Annotated in this window: 16 protein-coding genes and 1 riboswitch; of the genes, 8 read left to right on the top strand and 8 right to left on the bottom strand. The window is 71.7% G+C overall.

Translation table 11 applies throughout. The annotated features are described in order from the left end of the window. Positions 1–95: 95 nt before the first annotated feature. Complete coding sequence (locus tag DEI82_RS08630; RefSeq protein WP_111010879.1) at positions 96–386, bottom strand: hypothetical protein; 291 nt, start codon at positions 384–386, stop codon at positions 96–98. An 825-nt stretch (positions 387–1,211) separates the two neighbouring features. On the opposite strand from DEI82_RS08630, the gene DEI82_RS08625 reads away from it, so the two are divergent. Continuing rightward, positions 1,212–2,054, top strand: a complete 843-nt coding sequence (locus tag DEI82_RS08625) for an alpha/beta fold hydrolase (RefSeq protein WP_111036507.1) — start codon at positions 1,212–1,214, stop codon at positions 2,052–2,054. A 6-nt stretch (positions 2,055–2,060) separates the two neighbouring features. Here the strand turns inward: DEI82_RS08625 and DEI82_RS16675 are convergent, their stop codons facing one another. The 3 genes from DEI82_RS16675 to DEI82_RS08610 form a co-directional block, all read right to left on the bottom strand. After that, positions 2,061–2,471, bottom strand: coding sequence for an antibiotic biosynthesis monooxygenase (locus tag DEI82_RS16675; RefSeq protein WP_111036506.1), 411 nt, complete (start codon positions 2,469–2,471; stop codon positions 2,061–2,063). A 96-nt stretch (positions 2,472–2,567) separates the two neighbouring features. Beyond that, positions 2,568–2,834: a hypothetical protein gene (locus tag DEI82_RS08615; RefSeq protein ID WP_111013659.1), complete on the bottom strand. Its 267-nt coding sequence runs from the start codon at positions 2,832–2,834 to the stop codon at positions 2,568–2,570. Further along, positions 2,831–3,325 carry an FBP domain-containing protein gene (locus DEI82_RS08610; protein WP_111010875.1) on the bottom strand — a complete coding sequence of 165 codons (495 nt, stop codon included), beginning with the start codon at positions 3,323–3,325 and terminating at the stop codon, positions 2,831–2,833. The genes DEI82_RS08615 and DEI82_RS08610 overlap by 4 nt, the downstream gene beginning before the upstream one ends. Before the next feature lie 220 nt (positions 3,326–3,545). On the opposite strand from DEI82_RS08610, the gene DEI82_RS16220 reads away from it, so the two are divergent. Further along, the gene (locus DEI82_RS16220) at positions 3,546–3,713 is read left to right on the top strand and encodes a hypothetical protein (protein ID WP_181435159.1); all 168 of its coding nucleotides are present in this window, start codon (positions 3,546–3,548) and stop codon (positions 3,711–3,713) included. Here the strand turns inward: DEI82_RS16220 and DEI82_RS08605 are convergent. Both DEI82_RS08605 and DEI82_RS08600 read right to left on the bottom strand, forming a co-directional pair. Continuing rightward, positions 3,685–4,470, bottom strand: a complete 786-nt coding sequence (locus DEI82_RS08605) for a M56 family metallopeptidase (RefSeq protein ID WP_111049555.1) — start codon at positions 4,468–4,470, stop codon at positions 3,685–3,687. The genes DEI82_RS16220 and DEI82_RS08605 overlap by 29 nt on opposite strands. An 11-nt stretch (positions 4,471–4,481) precedes the next feature. Next, the gene (locus tag DEI82_RS08600) at positions 4,482–4,859 is read right to left on the bottom strand and encodes a BlaI/MecI/CopY family transcriptional regulator (protein ID WP_111010873.1); all 378 of its coding nucleotides are present in this window, start codon (positions 4,857–4,859) and stop codon (positions 4,482–4,484) included. A 98-nt stretch (positions 4,860–4,957) separates the two neighbouring features. Continuing rightward, a riboswitch (glycine riboswitch) is annotated at positions 4,958–5,072 on the top strand. A 157-nt stretch (positions 5,073–5,229) separates the two neighbouring features. Between DEI82_RS08600 and gcvT the strand changes: the two genes are divergently transcribed. From gcvT to gcvP, 3 genes are read left to right on the top strand one after another with little or no spacing between them, the layout of a single operon-like run. After that, positions 5,230–6,393, top strand: coding sequence for a glycine cleavage system aminomethyltransferase GcvT (gcvT, locus tag DEI82_RS08595; protein WP_111010872.1), 1,164 nt, complete (start codon positions 5,230–5,232; stop codon positions 6,391–6,393). Between the two features lie 2 nt (positions 6,394–6,395). Beyond that, positions 6,396–6,773: a glycine cleavage system protein GcvH gene (gcvH, locus tag DEI82_RS08590; protein WP_111013656.1), complete on the top strand. Its 378-nt coding sequence runs from the start codon at positions 6,396–6,398 to the stop codon at positions 6,771–6,773. Positions 6,774–6,789: 16 nt separating this feature from the next. Continuing rightward, complete coding sequence (gcvP, locus tag DEI82_RS08585; protein ID WP_181435158.1) at positions 6,790–9,777, top strand: aminomethyl-transferring glycine dehydrogenase; 2,988 nt, start codon at positions 6,790–6,792, stop codon at positions 9,775–9,777. Positions 9,778–9,935: 158 nt separating this feature from the next. Here the strand turns inward: gcvP and DEI82_RS08580 are convergent, their stop codons facing one another. Next, positions 9,936–11,969: a S9 family peptidase gene (locus DEI82_RS08580; RefSeq protein WP_111036503.1), complete on the bottom strand. Its 2,034-nt coding sequence runs from the start codon at positions 11,967–11,969 to the stop codon at positions 9,936–9,938. A gap of 338 nt (positions 11,970–12,307) precedes the next feature. Between DEI82_RS08580 and DEI82_RS08575 the strand changes: the two genes are divergently transcribed. The 3 genes from DEI82_RS08575 to DEI82_RS08565 all read left to right on the top strand — a co-directional run bounded on the left by DEI82_RS08575 (position 12,308) and on the right by DEI82_RS08565 (position 16,927). Further along, positions 12,308–14,071 (top strand): ABC transporter family substrate-binding protein, encoded by a 1,764-nt coding sequence (locus tag DEI82_RS08575; RefSeq protein ID WP_111013653.1) that lies wholly within the window; start codon positions 12,308–12,310, stop codon positions 14,069–14,071. Positions 14,072–14,352: 281 nt separating this feature from the next. Then, entirely contained in the window at positions 14,353–15,879 is a 1,527-nt protein-coding gene (locus DEI82_RS08570) for an ABC transporter permease (RefSeq protein ID WP_111010867.1), read from the top strand. A 31-nt stretch (positions 15,880–15,910) separates the two neighbouring features. Continuing rightward, positions 15,911–16,927, top strand: a complete 1,017-nt coding sequence (locus DEI82_RS08565; protein ID WP_111010866.1) for an ABC transporter permease — start codon at positions 15,911–15,913, stop codon at positions 16,925–16,927. A gap of 44 nt (positions 16,928–16,971) precedes the next feature. Here the strand turns inward: DEI82_RS08565 and DEI82_RS08560 are convergent, their stop codons facing one another. Further along, positions 16,972–17,607 (bottom strand): PH domain-containing protein, encoded by a 636-nt coding sequence (locus tag DEI82_RS08560; protein WP_111010865.1) that lies wholly within the window; start codon positions 17,605–17,607, stop codon positions 16,972–16,974. Between the last annotated feature and the right edge of the window lie 24 nt (positions 17,608–17,631).

Here is a 17,631-nt window from a genome sequence, read left to right as displayed (position 1 = left end):
CACGGTGCCGTGGGCGGTACCGCGGCGTCGGGCGGAACGGTACCGTCGGCACCGCGCCGTCGGGCGGAACGGTGCCGTCGGACCGCACGGTGTCGTCAGGCCGCGAAGGCGAGCGCCGCGAGCTGCACGTCGTGCGCCTGCAGGATCGTCCGGCTCGGCTCGTGCCGCCAGGGACGGCCCGGGACGACCCAGCCGGCGGCGCCGGCGGCCTGCACGTGGGCGCCGGCGACGACGTGCGCGCCGAGCTCGGTGCGGGGGAGGCGGACGAGGAACTCGCGACGGGAGACGTCGTCGGCGACGACGAACTCGACGAGGTCGTCGGTGGTCAGGACGGGCGCGTCGAGCACGGTCCCGCTGATCTGGATGAAGTCGATGGTGCTGGTCATGGTGCTGTCTTTTCCGATGGTTCGTTGGCGACGAGCGCGGTGCGCTGGCCTCGATCCCTTCTACAGGGCGCTGGCCGGGCTGGCACTCGGATCGCACACGCCGGAGGTCGGCGTGGGTTGTCCGGCCATGATCGGCGGGACGGGGCCCCGGTGGAATGCGACTCGATGGAGCCGGTACGGAGCAGGCGGCGGGGCGGATGAGATGGGTCCGCGGCAGAACGCCAGCTCTGAACTCTAGCACCATCGGGGCAGGACTGGAAGGGGGCGGCGCCGGTGGCGGGGTTCGTCAGTAAAGGCGGCGACGAGTGCGCGCACGGCCCGCCAGCGAGGGCCGCCTCGGTCAGGAGACCGGGCGACCGCCGCTGTCGTTGCCGTGGTCGTGCGTGCCGGGGTGACGTGTGCGACCTGTGTCGGTCCAGAATCCGTACCGTGCGGCTGGGGGACGCATCCGCCGCCGCTCGGCGGATGAACGGCGCGTGTTCCGACCAACGGCACCCTCCGGCGGGGTACAGAACACTCGTTCTACCTCTGGTCTGGGGACGTGCGGGAGCTGCGGCGGACACGGCCGTCCCAATATGCTCGCAACCAATCCGGGCTTCGGGGCCCGTGGTTACGAGCGGCGATTCGGGTGCCGCCGGTGGTGGGCTCGGCTTCGGGTGTCGAGCCCCCACCCCTCCCGATCCGGTCCTCCCGGCAGGTCGAGGGCGTCGGATCCTCCTCCCGCTCCCACGGCAGGCCGCCCGATGGGCCGCTGCGCCGTCGCTCCCAGTTCGCACGTACCCCGTTGGGCCGGACCGCCACTCGTGGGCGGCCTACCGTGGCGGCATGACCCGCATCGACCAGCTCCGCCGCGGCGGCCTCGTCCTCGACGTCGACGACAGCGGCCCAGAAGACGGTCCGGTCGCGGTCCTCCTCCACGGGTTCCCCGCCGACCGGAGCACCTGGCGGGCGGTCACGCCGCTCCTGACGGCCGAGGGCCTCCGCGTCGTCGCGCCGGACCAACGCGGGTACGCGGTCGGGGCTCGACCGGAGGGACGCCGCGCGTACCGGCGTGACTGGCTCGTCGACGACGTCCTGGCGCTCGCCGACCGACTCGGCGCAGAGCGGCTCCACCTCGTCGGCCACGACTGGGGCGGGCTGGTCGCCTGGCGGCTCGCGCAGCGGGCTCCCGACCGACTCGCGTCGCTCACGGTCCTGGCGACCCCGCACCCGCGGGCGATGGCGCTCGCGGCGGTCCGCTCCGACCAGGCCCTGCGGTCGTGGTACATCGCGGCGTTCCAGGTGCCCTGGCTCCCCGAACGGCTGCTCCGGGGGCGTCTCGTCCCGGTGCTCGAGAGCATGGGCCTCGCACGCGCCACCGCCGAGCGGTACGACCGTCGGATGCGCGAGCCAGGAGCACTGCGCGCGGCGATCGACTGGTACCGCGCACTGGCGCTGCCCACTCCGGCCGGCACGCCGCGCGTCGACCCGCTGGTCCGTGTCCCGACGTCGTACCTGTGGGGCTCCCGGGACGCGGCACTCGGTCGGGTCGCGGCCGAGGCGACCGAGCGGTACGTCGCGGCGCCCTACCGGTTCGTGGCCGTCGACGAGGACCACTGGCTGCCCGAGAACGCGGCCGCGCTCGTGGCCGAGGTGGTGCTCGACCGGGTGCGGTCCGTCACGGCGTAGCGGGGCTCAGAGCTCGACGACCTCGAACTCGAGCAGATCCGCGCCGGTCGCGACGGGGCGTCGGGCGCCGTCCTGCGCGTCGCCGTGTCCGGCGGCGGCCCCGTGCCCGGCAGGAGTGCCGTGTCCGGCAGGAGCGCCGTGCTCGCCGGGCGCCGCCGCATGCCGACCGTGCGCACCCTCGGACCCACCGGCGTGCGCCGCCTTCGCGCCGTCGGCGGCCCACGCCTGGAACGACGCCTCGTCCGCCCACGTCGTGACGACGAAGTACCGGTCGTCGCCCTTCACCGGGCGGAGGAGCTGGAAGCCCTCGAAGCCGGGAGCCCCGTCGACCGCGTGTCTGCGGGCAGCGAACCGCTGCTCGAGCTCGGCGCCGGCACCGGCGGGGACGTGGATGGCGTTGATCTTGACGACGGACATGCTGCGGTGGTCCTTCCGGTCTGGAGGCGCGGTGCGGGCCGCACCCGTGCCTCCCGAACCGTAACGGGGCGCGCTGAACGCGACCGGGGCGCGGTGTCAGGCGGGCAGGACGGCTGCGCGGGCCAGGCCCAGCTCGTCCTCACGCCAGGGGCGGGCGCCGACGGTCCGCAATCCGAGCCGGGTCAGCGCGAACGCCACGTGGTCCACGACGTCGGGTTCCCACTCGCCCTCGACCCCCATGCCGAACGAGGCGATCTCGTCGTCGGCCTCATCGAGGACCGTGACGGACCACCGCCCGGCGTCGTGGCGTTCGACGGTGACCCAGCGCGCCGCGGCGAACCGGTCGGGAGCACCCGTGGTCACGCGGTCTTCATGACGTCCGCGGTGAAGTTCTGCACGCGCTGGAGCAGGGCCGCGGACCGGGCTGCGATCGTCTCGGGCGGGTTGAGGTGCGGGGGCGCCACGCGGATGAGGAGCGAGCACGCCAGGTCCTCGCAGATGTAGGACCCGATGGTGTTGCCGTTCCGGCCGGACTCGCCGGCACGCGCAGCCGAGAACAACCGGACCTGCGTGGCCGGCTGGGGTGAGTGGCAGAAGGAGCACATCGCCGCGATGCCCGGCCGGAGCGAACCGCCGGCTGCGCGGACGACGATCCCGGTGGGGCGGCCGTCCATCCAGTGGACCATGTAGCCGCGGCGGGCGGCCTGCGGGTCGCGCCAACCGAGGTACTCGCGCTCGTCCCAGAGCATCTCGTGCAGACCCGGGATCGGCAGGTGGTCGAGCTCCTCCGGGGTCGCGTTGACGAACGACGATCGGATGTCGGACTCGGTGAGTGCCTTCACGGTCCCCCTCATGGTGGTGGTACCCGATCCTACCGCGCGGGCCGGACACGGCGCCCTGGTACTACCCCTGTCCGGGGGCCAGGTCAACCCCTGACTTGCCGAGAACGCTGCACGTACTGTCGAAGGACCAGAAGCGCACCGCGTGCACACCGAGCGCAGCGAGCGCCGACGTCGTCCTCGACGGGCGACGACCGACCACCGACACCCAAGCGATCAGGCACCAGGGGATCAGATGAGTCTGTACGAGTCCGAGCCGGGCGTCCCCCCGGCTCGCATCAAGACGTTCCGACAGCAGCGCCGCGAGCGCCGTTGGGGGTACCTGGTCGACGGGGACCTCGAGCCCGTGCTCTACGCCGACTTCTTCCGCGACGTCACCGGAGCTGCCCGCCACCGGCGCTGACCCGGTGTGGCCGGTCTCGGAGTCGAGCGACCCGGACGCCGGTCAGGGGCGCCGCACCACCGACGTCACTGCGCTCGATCGCTCGGGCCACCACCTCGGCACCGACGCGTCTGGCGGCGGTGTCGTCGGCGGCGAACTCGACCAGGACCCGGGTCGCACTCGCCATGGCGCGCGCGCCGGGCACCCACGGCACCGCCCGCTCGATCGACTCCGCGACGCCGACCACGGCCGCGTGGTGCCCCGTCAGGTGCGCCGCCTCGTGTGCGACGACGGCATCGAGTTCGTCGGGACGGAGGCGCGCTGCCAGTCCGGTGCTGACGAGCACGGTGCGGTCGCGTCCGGGCACGGCGCACGCCAGGGCCCGCTCGCCCGCGACCACCGCGATCTCGGTCCCGGCGACCCGACGACGTTCCGCCGCCCCGGTTCGCAGGGCCGCGCGGACGGCCGCGTGCTCCGGCCCGGGAGGGACGCGGACGGCGACCACGAACGCGAGCACCGCGGCGACGGCGACCACGAGGTGCGCGCCGTGGGTCGGCGAGGCAGCCAGCCGGAACGGGTCCTCGCCGTGTCGACCCCCGAGCGCGACGAGCGTGACGCCCGACACGGAGCCGCCGACCCCGATGAGGACCGCGGCGCACCAGCTGACGAGCGCGGTCCGAGGGCGGTCGATCGTCCACGCCCACCGGGTGAGCAGCCGGGGAGCGGCGGCGGCCACGACGACCGCGGTCACGACGAGGGCGACGCCCCAGACGATCACGGTCGTTCCCGTCAGGACCGGGCGCGCGCGTCGATCGCGCGACGCAGGGCCTCGAGGTCGTCCGACGCCAGGGAGCCGGTGAAGCGGAGCAGCGCGGCCTCGCGGTCGCTCGACGCGGCGAGCGCGGACTCCATGAGGGACGCGGCGTGATCGGCGCGGGAGCGGCTCGCGCGGAACCGCAGGGGGGCGTCGGCCTGTTCGTCGCGGAGCACCCCGCCCTTCCGCCCGAGGCGCTCGAGCACCGTCAGCACGGTGGTCAGCGCGGGTCGTGGTTCGTCGCAGCGGTCGAGGACCTCACGCGCGGTGAGCCCGTCGGGGCCCGCGGACCAGAGCACGTCGAGCACCGCCTGCTCGAGCTGCCCACGCGGGCGCGATCGCTGTCCGGCCACGCGGTGATCCTACGAGATGTCGAACGACCGGCCGGCCTCGTCACGAGGCCGTAACACGGCGTTGGTACGATCGGGGCCACAACAGCACACCGGGCCGACCACACCCTGCGGGAGAGTCCGATCACGAGCGCGCCGAGCCGGCGACCGCGAGACCGGACACCGAAGGAGCAACCTCCCCGTCAATCTCTCAGGTCGTACGACCGCAGGGGTCAGGCCACTCTGAAAAGCAGGGCGCCGTCACGGCGTGCCCTCGCCCACGGTGAAAGCCGACCGCCTCCGACCGGTCGGCGAAACTCTCAGGCACATGACAGAGGGGGAGTTCCGACCGGCGTCCCCGCCGGGACGCGTCGACGCAGGAGAACTCCACCCCATGACCGATCCGACCCCGTCGGGCAGTGCCGGACCATCGGTGCACCGCCGATCCCCACTCCACGAGGCCCATGCCGCCGCCGGCGCCACGTTCACGGACTTCGCGGGCTGGCAGATGCCCGTCCGGTACAGCTCAGACCTCGCCGAACACCACGCCGTGCGCAGCGCGGCGGGGCTGTTCGACCTCTCGCACATGGCGGAGATCGGTGTCCAGGGACCCGACGCCGGCGCGTACCTCGACGCCGCGCTCGCGGGCAAGCACGCCACGATGCCCGTCGGTCGGGCGAAGTACTCGCTGCTCCTGACCGACGACGGCGGCGTGCTCGACGACGTCGTCGTGTACCGCACCGAGGACGACGCGTTCCTCGTCGTCGCGAACGCCGCCAACCGCGACGTCGCCGTCGCCGCGCTGCGCGACCGCGCGGTGGGCCACGACGTCGAGGTCACGGACGACAGCGACACCACGGCCCTCGTCGCGATCCAGGGCCCGGCCGCCGCGGGCACGCTGGACGCGCTCGTCGTCGCCGATCGTCTGCAGCCCGAGACGCCGCTCGACGAGCTCCGCTACTACCGGGTCCTGCACGCCTCGTTCGACCTGCAGGACGTCCTCATCGCCCGCACCGGCTACACGGGCGAGGACGGCTTCGAGATCTACTGCCCCACCGACCTGGCGCCCGTGCTCTGGGACGCCCTGCTCGACGCCGGTGCCGACCGCGGCGTCGTGCCCGCCGGGCTCGCCGCACGCGACACGCTCCGGCTCGAGGCCGGGATGCCGCTGTACGGCCACGAACTCGACACCACCGTGCGTCCCGCGCAGGCCGGACTCGGTCGCGTCGTCGCGATGGACACGGAATTCGTCGGGAGGGCCGGGGTCACGCCCGCCACCGACGCCCCGCTCCTCGTCGGGCTCGTCATGGAGGGTCGCCGTGCCGCCCGTGCCGGTTACCCGGTGCTCGACGGCGGCCAGACCGTCGGCACGGTCACCTCGGGCGCCCTGTCACCGACGCTCGGGCACCCCGTCGCCATGGCGTACGTCGACCCTGCGGTCGCCACCCCGGGCACCGTCCTGCGTGTCGACGTGCGCGGCACCGCCGTCCCGGCGACCGTCTCCGAACTCCCCTTCTACCGCCGCCCCGCCAGCGCCGCCCCAGGCCAGAAAGGCTGACCATGACCGACATCACCGCGCTCCGCTACACCAAGGACCACGAGTGGCTCCTCGTCGAGGGTGACGTCGTCACCGTCGGCATCACCCAGTTCGCCGCGGACCAGCTCGGCGACGTCGTGTTCGTCGAGCTCCCCGAGGTCGGCACCACCGCGACGGCCGGACAGACCCTCGGCGAGATCGAGTCGACGAAGAGCGTCGGTGAGCTGTTCTCGCCGATCGAGGGCACCGTCGTCGAGCGCAACGACGCCGTCGTGGACACCCCGGACCTCGTCAACCAGGACCCCTTCGGTGGGGCCTGGCTCGTCAAGATCCAGGTCGACGGCACCAGCTTCCCCGAGGACCTCATGGACCACGAGGCGTACGCCGCCTTCGCGGGCTGATCGGATGGACGAGGACATGACCCAGCACGACCGGACCCCGCAGGCCGACCAGAACCTGCAGACCACCTTCGCCGACCGCCACATCGGCACGGGCGCGGCCGACCAGCGCCTCATGCTCGAGACCGTCGGGTACGACTCCCTCGACGCGCTCGTCCGTGCGGCCGTCCCCGCCGCGATCCACGCCGAGCCCGTCGTCGACTCGGTGATCCCCGGTGCCGTCGGCGAGACCGAGGCGCTCGCGGAGCTCCGTCGGATGGCGGCACGGAACACCGTGCGCCGCCCGATGATCGGACTCGGCTACCACGGCACCCACACGCCCGCCGTCATCCAGCGGAACGTGCTCGAGAACCCGAGCTGGTACACGGCCTACACGCCGTACCAGCCGGAGATCTCGCAGGGCCGGCTGGAGGCGCTCATCAACTTCCAGACGATGGTCGCCGACCTGACCGGCATGGCCACCGCGGGCGCCTCGATGCTCGACGAGGGCACCGCGGTCGTCGAGGGCATGCTGCTCGCCCGCCGGGCCTCGAAGGTCCGCGGGGACGTGTTCCTCGTCGACCGGGACGTCCTGCCGCAGACCATGGCGCTGCTCGAGCACCGGGCCCAGGCCGTCGGCATCACCCTGCGCACGTTCGACGTCGCCGGGGGACCGGACCAGGTCGACGTCGAGGGCGCCTTCGGACTCGTCGTGCAGTACCCGGGCGCGTCCGGCCGGGTCGTCGACCCCGCGTCGGTGATCGAGCGGATCCACGACGGGGGCGGCATCGCCGTCGTCGCGGCGGACCTGCTCGCGATGACGCTCCTCGCGTCGCCCGGTGACCTCGGCGCGGACGTCGCCGTCGGCACGACCCAGCGCTTCGGCGTGCCGCTCGGCTTCGGTGGACCGCACGCCGGCTACCTCGCCGTCCGCGCGGGCCTCGAGCGGCAGCTGCCCGGTCGCCTCGTCGGGGTGTCCTTCGACGCGGACGGTGGCATGGCCTACCGCCTCAGCCTGCAGACCCGCGAGCAGCACATCCGGCGCGAGAAGGCGACGAGCAACATCTGCACCGCGCAGGTGCTCCTCGCCGTCATGGCCTCGATGTACGCCGTCTACCACGGCCCCGAGGGCCTGCGGTTCATCGCCGACCGGGTCGCCCGCACGACCGCCGCGATCGCCGACGCGGCTCGTGCCGCTGAGATCGGCGTGCCCGTCGACGCCTGGTTCGACACACTGACGCTCCGCGCCCCCCGCCGGGCCGCCGCGATCGTCGACGCGGCGCGCGACCGCGGGTACCTCCTGCACCTCGTCGACGCGGACACCCTCCAGCTCTCGGCGGACGAGACGACCACGCCCGAGGACGTCGCAGCGCTCGCCGACGTGTTCCGCGACGTCGCCGCAGCCCACTCGGAGGCGTCCGAGTCGGCCGCGTCGACCATGACCGTCCCGATGGCGGAGGCCGCCGTGCGTGACGCCGCTCCGGGCCTCCCGGCCGCGCTGCGGCGCGAATCGGCGTACCTGACGCACCCCGTGTTCCAGGCGCACCGCAGCGAGACCCGGATGATGCGGTACCTCAAGCACCTCGCCGACAAGGACTACGCGCTCGACCGCGGCATGATCCCGCTCGGCAGCTGCACGATGAAGCTCAACGCCGCGACCGAGATGGCCGCCGTCACCTGGCCGGAGTTCGCGGGGATCCACCCGTTCGCGCCGCGTGAGGACGTCGCCGGGTACCTGTCGATGATCGCCGACCTCGAGTCGTGGCTCGCCGAGGTCACCGGGTACGACACCGTCTCGGTGCAGCCGAACGCCGGGAGCCAGGGTGAGCTCGCCGGACTCCTGGCCATCCGCGGGTACCACCGCGCCAACGGGGACACCGCACGCACGGTCTGCCTCATCCCGCAGAGCGCGCACGGGACGAACGCCGCGAGCGCCGTGCTCGCGGGCATGCGCGTGGTCGTCGTGGCGTGCGACGAGGACGGCAACGTCGACCTCGCCGACCTCCGCGCCAAGACGGAGCAGCACCGGGACGACCTCGCCGCGCTCATGATCACCTACCCGTCGACGCACGGTGTGTACGAGCACGAGATCCGTGCGATCTGCGACGCCGTGCACGAGGCCGGCGGGCAGGTCTACGTCGACGGCGCGAACCTCAACGCGCTGCTCGGGCACGCGCGCTTCGGCGACTTCGGCGGCGACGTCTCGCACCTCAACCTGCACAAGACGTTCTGCATCCCGCACGGCGGCGGCGGACCCGGTGTCGGACCGGTGGCCGCCAGGGCCCACCTGGCCCCGTTCCTCCCCGGCCATCCGTTCGCGCAGGACGCCGACCGTCGCCCCGGCTCGGTCACGGCGGGCGGCGCGGACCGGCTCGCGCACGGTGGCGGACCCGTCTCGGCGGCGCCGTACGGCAGCCCGAGCATCCTGCCCATCACGTGGACCTACGTCCGCATGATGGGCGTCGAGGGGCTCACGCGCGCCACCGAGTCGGCCGTGCTCGGCGCGAACTACCTGGCGGCGAAGCTGCGCGACGCGTTCCCCGTCCTCTACACGGGCGACGACGGTCTCGTGGCGCACGAGTGCATCCTCGACCTCCGGCCGTTGCGTGAGGCGACCGGCATCACCGTGGACGACGTCGCGAAGCGCCTGATCGACTACGGGTTCCACGCGCCGACGATGTCGTTCCCGGTCGCGGGCACGCTCATGGTCGAGCCGACCGAGAGCGAGGACCTGGCGGAGCTCGACCGGTTCGTCGACGCCATGCTCGCGATCCGTGCCGAGGCCGACGAGGTCGCCGCGGGCACCTGGCCGGCCGACGACAACCCGCTCGTCGGGGCGCCGCACACCGCGTCGAGCGTCATCGCGGGGGAGTGGGCGCACGCCTACACGCGTGAGCAGGCCGTCTACCCGCTGCCGGGCATCGCCGGTCGCAAGTACTGGCCGCCCGTGCGCCGGATCGACCAGGCGTACGGGGACCGCAACCTCGTGTGTGCCTGCCCGCCGATCGAGGCGTTCGCGCAGGCCTGATCAGCCCGGCCGGTCGGCCCGGTCGGTCCGGCCGGCCCGGCCGGCCAGCCCGTCCGGTCGGCCGGTCCGGCCCGGCTCGGCGCCGAGAGTGCAGAACACGCCGCTCACCTCGCGAGGTGAGCGGCGTGTTCTGCACTCTCGCCGGACGGGGGCGGCCGTCAGACGACCGGCAGGTGCGTGTTCCACCAGCGGAGGACGTGGTCGAACCGCTGCACCCGGTGGCTCGGGCGCCCGGACCGGGACAGCTCGTGGCCCTCGCCCGGGAACAGCAGGAACTCGGCCTCCACCCCTGCCCGGCGCAGGGCGACGAACTGGCGCTGCCCCTGCTCGAGCGGGCACCGCCAGTCCTGCTCGGAGTGCGCGACCATGAACGGCATCGTCACGTCCGCGGCGTAGGTCAGGGGGCTCTGGCGGCGCTGGTCCTCCGGGTCCGCGCCGACGTACGCCTCGGCGAAGAACCAGCCGATGTCCGAGCTGCCGGCGAACGAGTCCCAGGCGTTGACGGCCCGCTCGCTCCAGGCAGCCGTGAACCGCTCGGGCTCGCGGGCGGCGATCCAGCTCGTCATGAACCCGCCGTACGAGCCGCCCATGATCCCGACCCGCGAGGCGTCGAGGTCGTCCCGCTCGAGCGCCACGTCGAGCAGCGCCAGGACGTCGTCGACGTCGACGGTGCCGAGGCGTCCGATGATCGCCTGGCCGTGGTCGAAGCCGTACCCGGCCGAGCCGCGTGGGTTGCCGAGGACGACCGCGTACCCGGCTGCGGCGTAGACCTGCGCCTCGTCGAACACCGCCCGGTCCTGCTGCGCGAACGGGCCGCCGTGCACGACGCGGAGCACGGGGTGGGGGCCCTCGCCCTCGGGCAGGACGAGCCAGCCGTGCACCTCGTGTCCGTCGGGAGCGGTGCCGACGAGTTCCTCGACGGGCCGCAGTCCCACAGCGCGGAGGCCGGCACCGAGATCGCTCAGGGTCTCGACGGAGCCCGCCGCGGTGTCGATGAGCACGACCTCTCCGGCGCTGTCCGGCAGGCCGACCGTGGCGATGACGACGTCCTCGCCGATCGCGGTGATCGCCCGCACCACGACCTCGCCGCCGTGCAGCACGGGGAGGGCGTCGAGGGGCAGCGGCTCCGCGCCGGTGCTCGCGTCGTCGTCCGCGGCGCTCGCGGTGGCGTCCGTGGTCCACGGGACGGCACGGAGCTCGACCGCCCCACGGTGCAGCACCCCGACGAGCACGTCACCGCTGCGCGGGACGAGGAGGCCCGGCCCCACCTCGAGGTCGACGGTGCGGTGGTCCGTCAGGCGGCGGGCACGGACGGGGCCGTCGTCCGTGGTCCGCGCCGCGTACAGCCCGGCCGGGACCGCGACGATCCCCTGCGTCCGGTCGGTCCCGAGGAAGAAGAGGGTGCCGTCGGGTCCGAACTGCGGTGCGGCCGCGGTACCGTCGGACTCGACGAGCAGCGTGATCGCGCCCGAGACCGCGTCGACCCGGTAGAGGTCGCTCTCGGTCGTCTCGGCGGCGCCGGCGTCACGCGGGGCGCTCACCACGAGCGCGGTGCCGTCCGGCGTCCACGTGGGGTCGCTCACCGCGGTGGTGTCATCGGTGATCGCGGTGTCGACGGGGTCTCCCGTGAGGGCGGCGGCCACGTCGACGACCACGAGACGCCGCAGACGGTCGCGGAGGAACCCGACGCCGTCCTGGCGGTAGTCGAGCCGGGTGATGTGCCGCGGGGGCTCGGCCGAGGCGTCCGCGGCGGTGCCGTTCGCGGTCGGGGTGCCGTAACGGCCGGGTTCGGGGATCCGGGCCGTCGTCGCGATCCGCGTGGAGTCGGGGGACCACACCGGGGCCTCGGCACCGAGCGGGAGGGCCGTGACCACCCGGCCCTCCCCGCCGGCCATGGGCATCACGACGAGTTGCGGGTGGGCGTCCGGGCCGGTGCCGCCGATGCGACGGAGGAACGTGACCCACCGGCCGTCGGGCGAGATGGACGGGGCGCCGTCGTGCGGGCCGTGGGTCCAGTCGGTCGTGGTCCACCGCCCGTCGGCGGCCGCGAGACGCACGACGTGGCCGACGTTCTCGTCCGCGTCGAGGTCGGGACGGGTGAGGCCCACGAGCAGCGGGGCCCCGGAGCGGGGGTCGGCGACGGCGGCGGCGCGGGACGGCATGACGAGGTGGGCGATGTCGGAGGGGTGCATGATGCAACGCTAATCACCGGTCGGCGGGAGGGGGAGTGGGGGCGTACCCCGGTCCTCCCGGACGGCAGGAGACGGACGGCGTGCGGTGCGCTTCGTGCGGATCGGTCCTGCGACGTGCCGCGCGGACGCGTGAGCGCAAGCAGAATCATTGCGAATCGGTGGACCAGAAGCAACGAAACGGCGGCCGGTGCATGGATCCTGCGCCGTCATTTCCGGTGTGTAACAAGTTCCCGCTGGATTTTGAGGTGCTCGCGAGGCCCACCTATGGTTCTTTGCGAACGCGCCGGTGCGCCCTGCCGCCAGCGGTTCGATCACATTCCATCCAGGAGGATCACAGAGTGAACATCACCAAGAGGCGGTGGCGACAGGTCATCGGATCCGTCGCGATCGCGGGCTCGGCTGCCGTCGTGCTTGCCGGTTGCACCACCTCGACGTCGAGCGACAGCGAGACGTCGAGCTCGGGCGGCACCGTGACGGTCGCTGAGGTGAACGAGGCGACCTCGTTCAACTACAACACCCCGCAGGGCAACCTGGACACCAACGGGTTCATCTGGCAGCTCACGCAGCCCCAGTTCATGACCCTCGGCACGAACTACAAGGTCGAGCCGAACACCGACCTCGGCACGTACAAGAAGATCAGCAGCTCCCCGCTGAAGGTCCGGTACACGCTGAACAAGAACGCCAAGTGGTCGGACGGCAAGCCGATGACCTCGGACGACCTCCTCCTCGGATGGGCGCAGTCGTCGGGCTACTACGAGTCGGCCACCACCGACGCGGACGGCAACGTCACCAAGGGCACGCAGTACTTCGCGTCCGCCGCGGGCTACCCGTTCCAGACGGACTACCCGACGAACATCACGAAGCAGTCGATCACCATCACGTACAAGAAGCCGTACGTCGACTGGAATCTCGTGAACCCGATCCAGTTCCCCGCGCACATCGTGTCGCAGGAGGCCGGTGTCTCCGAGTCCGCCTTCATCAAGGCGCTCAAGGACACCCCCGCCGGCAACACGGCGAGCCCGGCCCCGGCGAACGACACCCTCAAGAAGGTCGCGAGCTTCATCAACACCGGTTACGACCAGACGAGCCTGCCGAGCGACAAGAAGCTCCTCGTCTCGGGCGGCCCGCTCCAGGTCAGCGCCTGGACGCCGAAGCAGTCGATGACCTTCAGCAAGAACCCGTACTACAAGGGCAAGCACGAGGTCCAGTTCAACAAGCTCGTCATGCGCTTCATCGGTGACGCCAACGCCCAGGTCACGGCCCTGCAGAACGGCGAGGTCGACGCGATCCAGCCGCAGGCCTCGGCCGACACGGTCAAGGCGCTGAAGCAGGCGTCCGGCATCAAGATCCAGCAGGGTAGCCAGGTCGCCTACGACCACCTCGACCTCAACTTCGGTTCGAGCGTGTTCAAGGACGAGAACGTCCGCAAGGCGTTCCTCATGACCATCCCGCGTCAGCAGATCCTCGACTCGATCGTCACCCCGATCAACAAGAGCGCCAAGGTCCTGAACTCGCAGCTGTTCCTGCCGGGTCAGAAGGGCTACGACGAGGCGGTCAAGAACAACAACTCCGACGAGTACGACAAGGTCGACATCGCCGGCGCCAAGAAGCTCCTCAACGGCGCGACGCCGACGGTCAAGATCCTCTACAACACCGAGAACCCGAACCGTGTCGACACGTTCCAGGCCATCCAGGCCTCGGCGGCGAAGGCCGGCTTCAAGGTGGTTGACGGTGGCTCGCCCGACTGGAGCTCGCTCCTCACCGGCGGCAACTACGACGCCTCGCTGTTCGGTTGGGTGAACCCGGGTGCGGGCAACGCGGCGGTCCCGCAGCTGTTCCAGACCGGCAACTCCGGCAACTACAACCGGTTCGCGGACGAGAAGGCCTCGAAGCTCGCGGTCGACACGCAGACGACCCTCGACGCGTCGAAGCTGCAGTCCATGAAGGTCGACATCGACAAGATCGCGTTCAACGACGCCTACGGTCTGCCGCTGTTCCAGCTCCCCGGCATCTTCGCCACGAACTCCACGCTCCACGGCGTGAAGTACTTCGGCGGCCAGAACGGGATCTTCTGGAACGTGTGGGACTGGACCAAGGGCTGATCCCCAGGACCACCGCATCCTGAGCACCACCGCGGCGGGGGCGCCGGGCTCGACGAGTCCGGCGCCCTCCCGTGTGGGCGGGGCGGGGACGCCCTGCGATCCCCGCCCCGTCCCGTCGGTCACTCCGGCGGCCCCCCCAGCCTGAGCGACCCTGCAGCACCGCCCCGTCCGGCGCCCCAACCGGGCTCGTCGGGCTCAGCGGCACCCGTTACCCTTGGTCGGCGCGTCACGAACGTGATCGACCGTTGCACCCTTCCCACACCGGAGAGGCCCCTTCGCCCATGGTGAGCTTCATCGCGAGACGGATCCTCGTCTCGGTCCTCATCCTCATCGCCGCCTCGTTCATCATGTACAACCTGGCGGCGATCGCGGGGAACCCCCTGCAGGACCTCCAGGGGAGCAACTCCCCGAACCGCGCAGCGCTCATCGCCGCGCGCGTCGCGACGCAGCACCTCGACGTCATCCCGCCGCTCCGCTGGGGGATCTGGATCGGTGGCGTGGGCAAGTGCGTCATCGGACAGTGCGACCTCGGCACGACGTTCCACAACCAGCCGGTGACCCAGCTCCTGCCCCAGGCGATGCAGTCGACGCTCCAGCTCGTCACCTTCTCGTTCGTGCTCGCGATCATCTTCGGCATCGGGCTCGGGATCGTCACCGCGCTCCGCGCTTACTCGGGCTTCGACTACGGCGTCACGCTCGTCAGCTTCTTCCTGTACTCCCTGCCGTCGTTCCTCATGGCGGTCCTCCTCAAGTCGTTCGTCGCGCTCGACTACAACAACTTCCTCGCGAAGCCGCACATCGCCGTCACGACGCTCATCGTCATCGCCGTCGTGCTCGGGGCGATCGTGCAACTCGTCGTCGGAGGCGACGCCCGCCGCCGCGCCATCGTCTTCGGCCTGACCGCCGTGGTGACCGCGGGCATGCTCCTGCTCATGGAGGCCACCGGCTGGTTCAACGACCCGTCGCTGGGCCCGGTGTTCGTGATCCTGTTCAGCGCGGGTCTCGGACTCGCGATGGTGACGATGCTCGCCGGCACCAGGAACAACCGTGCCTGGCTCGTCGGCGGCATCAACGTCCTCATCGCGATCATCTGCTACTTCACGCTGCAGGGCCTGCTCAACGTCTCGTCCGGCGGCACCATCTTCATCCTCGCGGTCGCGGCGGTGGTCGTCGGTCTCGCTTCCGGGTACTTCGTCGGTGGGCACGACCGCGGCCTGATGATGCGCATCGGTGCGCTGACCGCGTTCCTGACGGCCGGGGTGATCGTGCTCGACCGCTTCATGCGCTCGTGGCACAACTACTCGATCAACTTCGTGGGCGGCCGACCGATCGCGACCGTCGGATCGGGCACCCCGGGCCTCCAGGCCGACTTCTGGATCACGGGTCTCGACACCTACACGCACCTGCTGCTGCCGTCGATCAGCCTCCTGCTCATCAGCTTCGCGTCGTACACGCGCTACTCGCGGTCCGGCATGCTCGAGGTCCTCGAGCAGGACTACGTGCGGACGGCGCGTGCGAAGGGCCTCCCGGAGCGGACCGTCATCGTGCGGCACGCCCTGCGGAACATGCTCATCCCGATCGCGACGCTCGTCGCGACGGACATCGGCGCCCTGCTCGGTGGCGCGATCATCACCGAGACCGTGTTCGCGATCTCCGGCATGGGCGCCCTGTTCAACAGCGGCCTGTCGATCACGGACGTCAATCCGGTGATGGGGTACTTCCTCGTGATCGCCATCACCGCGATCGTCTTCAACTTCCTCGCCGACCTCGCCTACTCGGTGCTCGACCCGCGGGTGCGCGTCCGATGAGCACGGCAACGACCAACACGGAGGACATGCGATGAGCACCCTGCAGGGCGGCGCCCCGCTCGAGCCGAACATCAGCGACGGCTTCGACGACGCGGCCTCCGGTCAGGAACACGAGCCCGGCGAGAGCCAGGGCCGCATCATCCTGCGTCGGTTCCTCGGCAACAAGCTCGCGGTGATCTCGCTGGTCGTCTACGTGCTCGTGATCCTGTTCAGCATCTCGGCGATCGGACTCGGTCCCATCCCGGGGTGGTGGCACTACTCGTACAAGGCGCTCAACCCGCTCGTCGGCGGCGGCGCCCCGAGCAGTGACCACCCGTTCGGCCAGGACCGCATCGGCAAGGACTACTTCGCGCTCACCATGCGGGGCATCCAGAACTCGGTGCTCGTCATGATCGTGATCGGCGTCTTCGCGACCTTCATCGGCGTGGTCGTCGGCGCGGTCGCGGGGTACTTCCGCGGCAAGACCGACGCGATCCTCATGCGCATCACCGACATCTTCATCGTGATCCCGGCGATCGTCATCGGTGCCGTCGTCGGCAAGACGGCGAACGGCCTCGGGGCGTGGGGTCTCGCGCTGCTGCTCGGACTCGTGTCGTGGATGGTCATCGCCCGACTCGTGCGCGCCGAGTTCCTGTCGCTCCGCGAGCGTGAGTTCGTCGAGGCGGCCCGCGTCGCCGGCGCGTCCGACATCCGGATCATCTTCCGGCACATCCTGCCGAACGCGATCGGCGTGATCATCGTCTCCGCGACGCTGCTCATCGCCACCGCGATCCTGCTCGAGACCGCCCTGAGCTACCTCGGCTACGGCATCAAGGCGCCGGACTCGTCGCTCGGTCTCCTCATCAGCCAAAACCAGTCGGCGTTCCAGACGCGGCCGTACCTGTTCTGGTGGCCGGCCTCGTTCATCGTGCTGCTCGCCCTGTGCGTGAACTTCGTCGGTGACGGCCTGCGCGACGCGTTCGACCCGCGCTCGAAGCGGTTCAGCATCCGTCGCACCAAGGAGCGCGAACTCCACAACTCCTCCGAGTCGGAGATGATCAGCGCGTGACCGCCCTGGTCCTGACCGTCAGCGGTCGCGCAGCCGCGCGGGCGTCACTGCGCGGCGATCGCGAACCAGCCGCCGACGCCCGTCGCCACGAGCAGGGCGATCGTCACGACGTGCAGGCGCACGGGGACGGCGACCGTGTCGGCGACGCCGAGTTCGATCCGACCGGACTCGCGCAGGCCGTCCCAGTGCTCACGCACCAGGTACGCCGCGTCGCCGGACTCCGTCGACAGCAGGTCACCGGCGCTGCGTTCGCCGGGCGCGGTGGTCGGGGTCAGTCCGACTCGGCCGTGGCGCTGGTTGCGGCGCCGCGCGAGGGCGACGCCCGCTCGGCCGGGCGCGGGGGCCGCCCAGGCGGCGACCTTGCGGTGCGGCGTGACGAGCGTCAGCGCGAAGCGGGTGTCGACGTGCACGAGCGCCGCCCACGGGACGTCGGCGGTGTGGAACACGTTGACCACCTCGACGCCGTCGTCGTCGACGACCAGGCGCGGGTGCCAGAGCGCGGTCCAGCCGAGCAGTCCGCCGAACGCCGCGGGCACGAGGCCGAGCCAGCGGTGCCAGTCGTGGCCGTTCGCCACGCCGGCGGCGAGCAGCGCCGCCACGATGACCCAGAGGGCGATCGCCAGCACGCGGTTGAACCTCGAGACGAACACGGTGCGCGGATCCGGCGCGGGGGAGACCATGCGGCCATCGTCGCAGGTCGCCAC

Origin of the sequence: Curtobacterium sp. MCBD17_019 (assembly GCF_003234555.1) — a bacterium.
Taxonomy (GTDB): Bacteria; Actinomycetota; Actinomycetes; order Actinomycetales; family Microbacteriaceae; genus Curtobacterium.
Note: the sequence above shows the minus strand (reverse complement) of the source record. Positions and strands in the feature narration are given on the sequence as shown.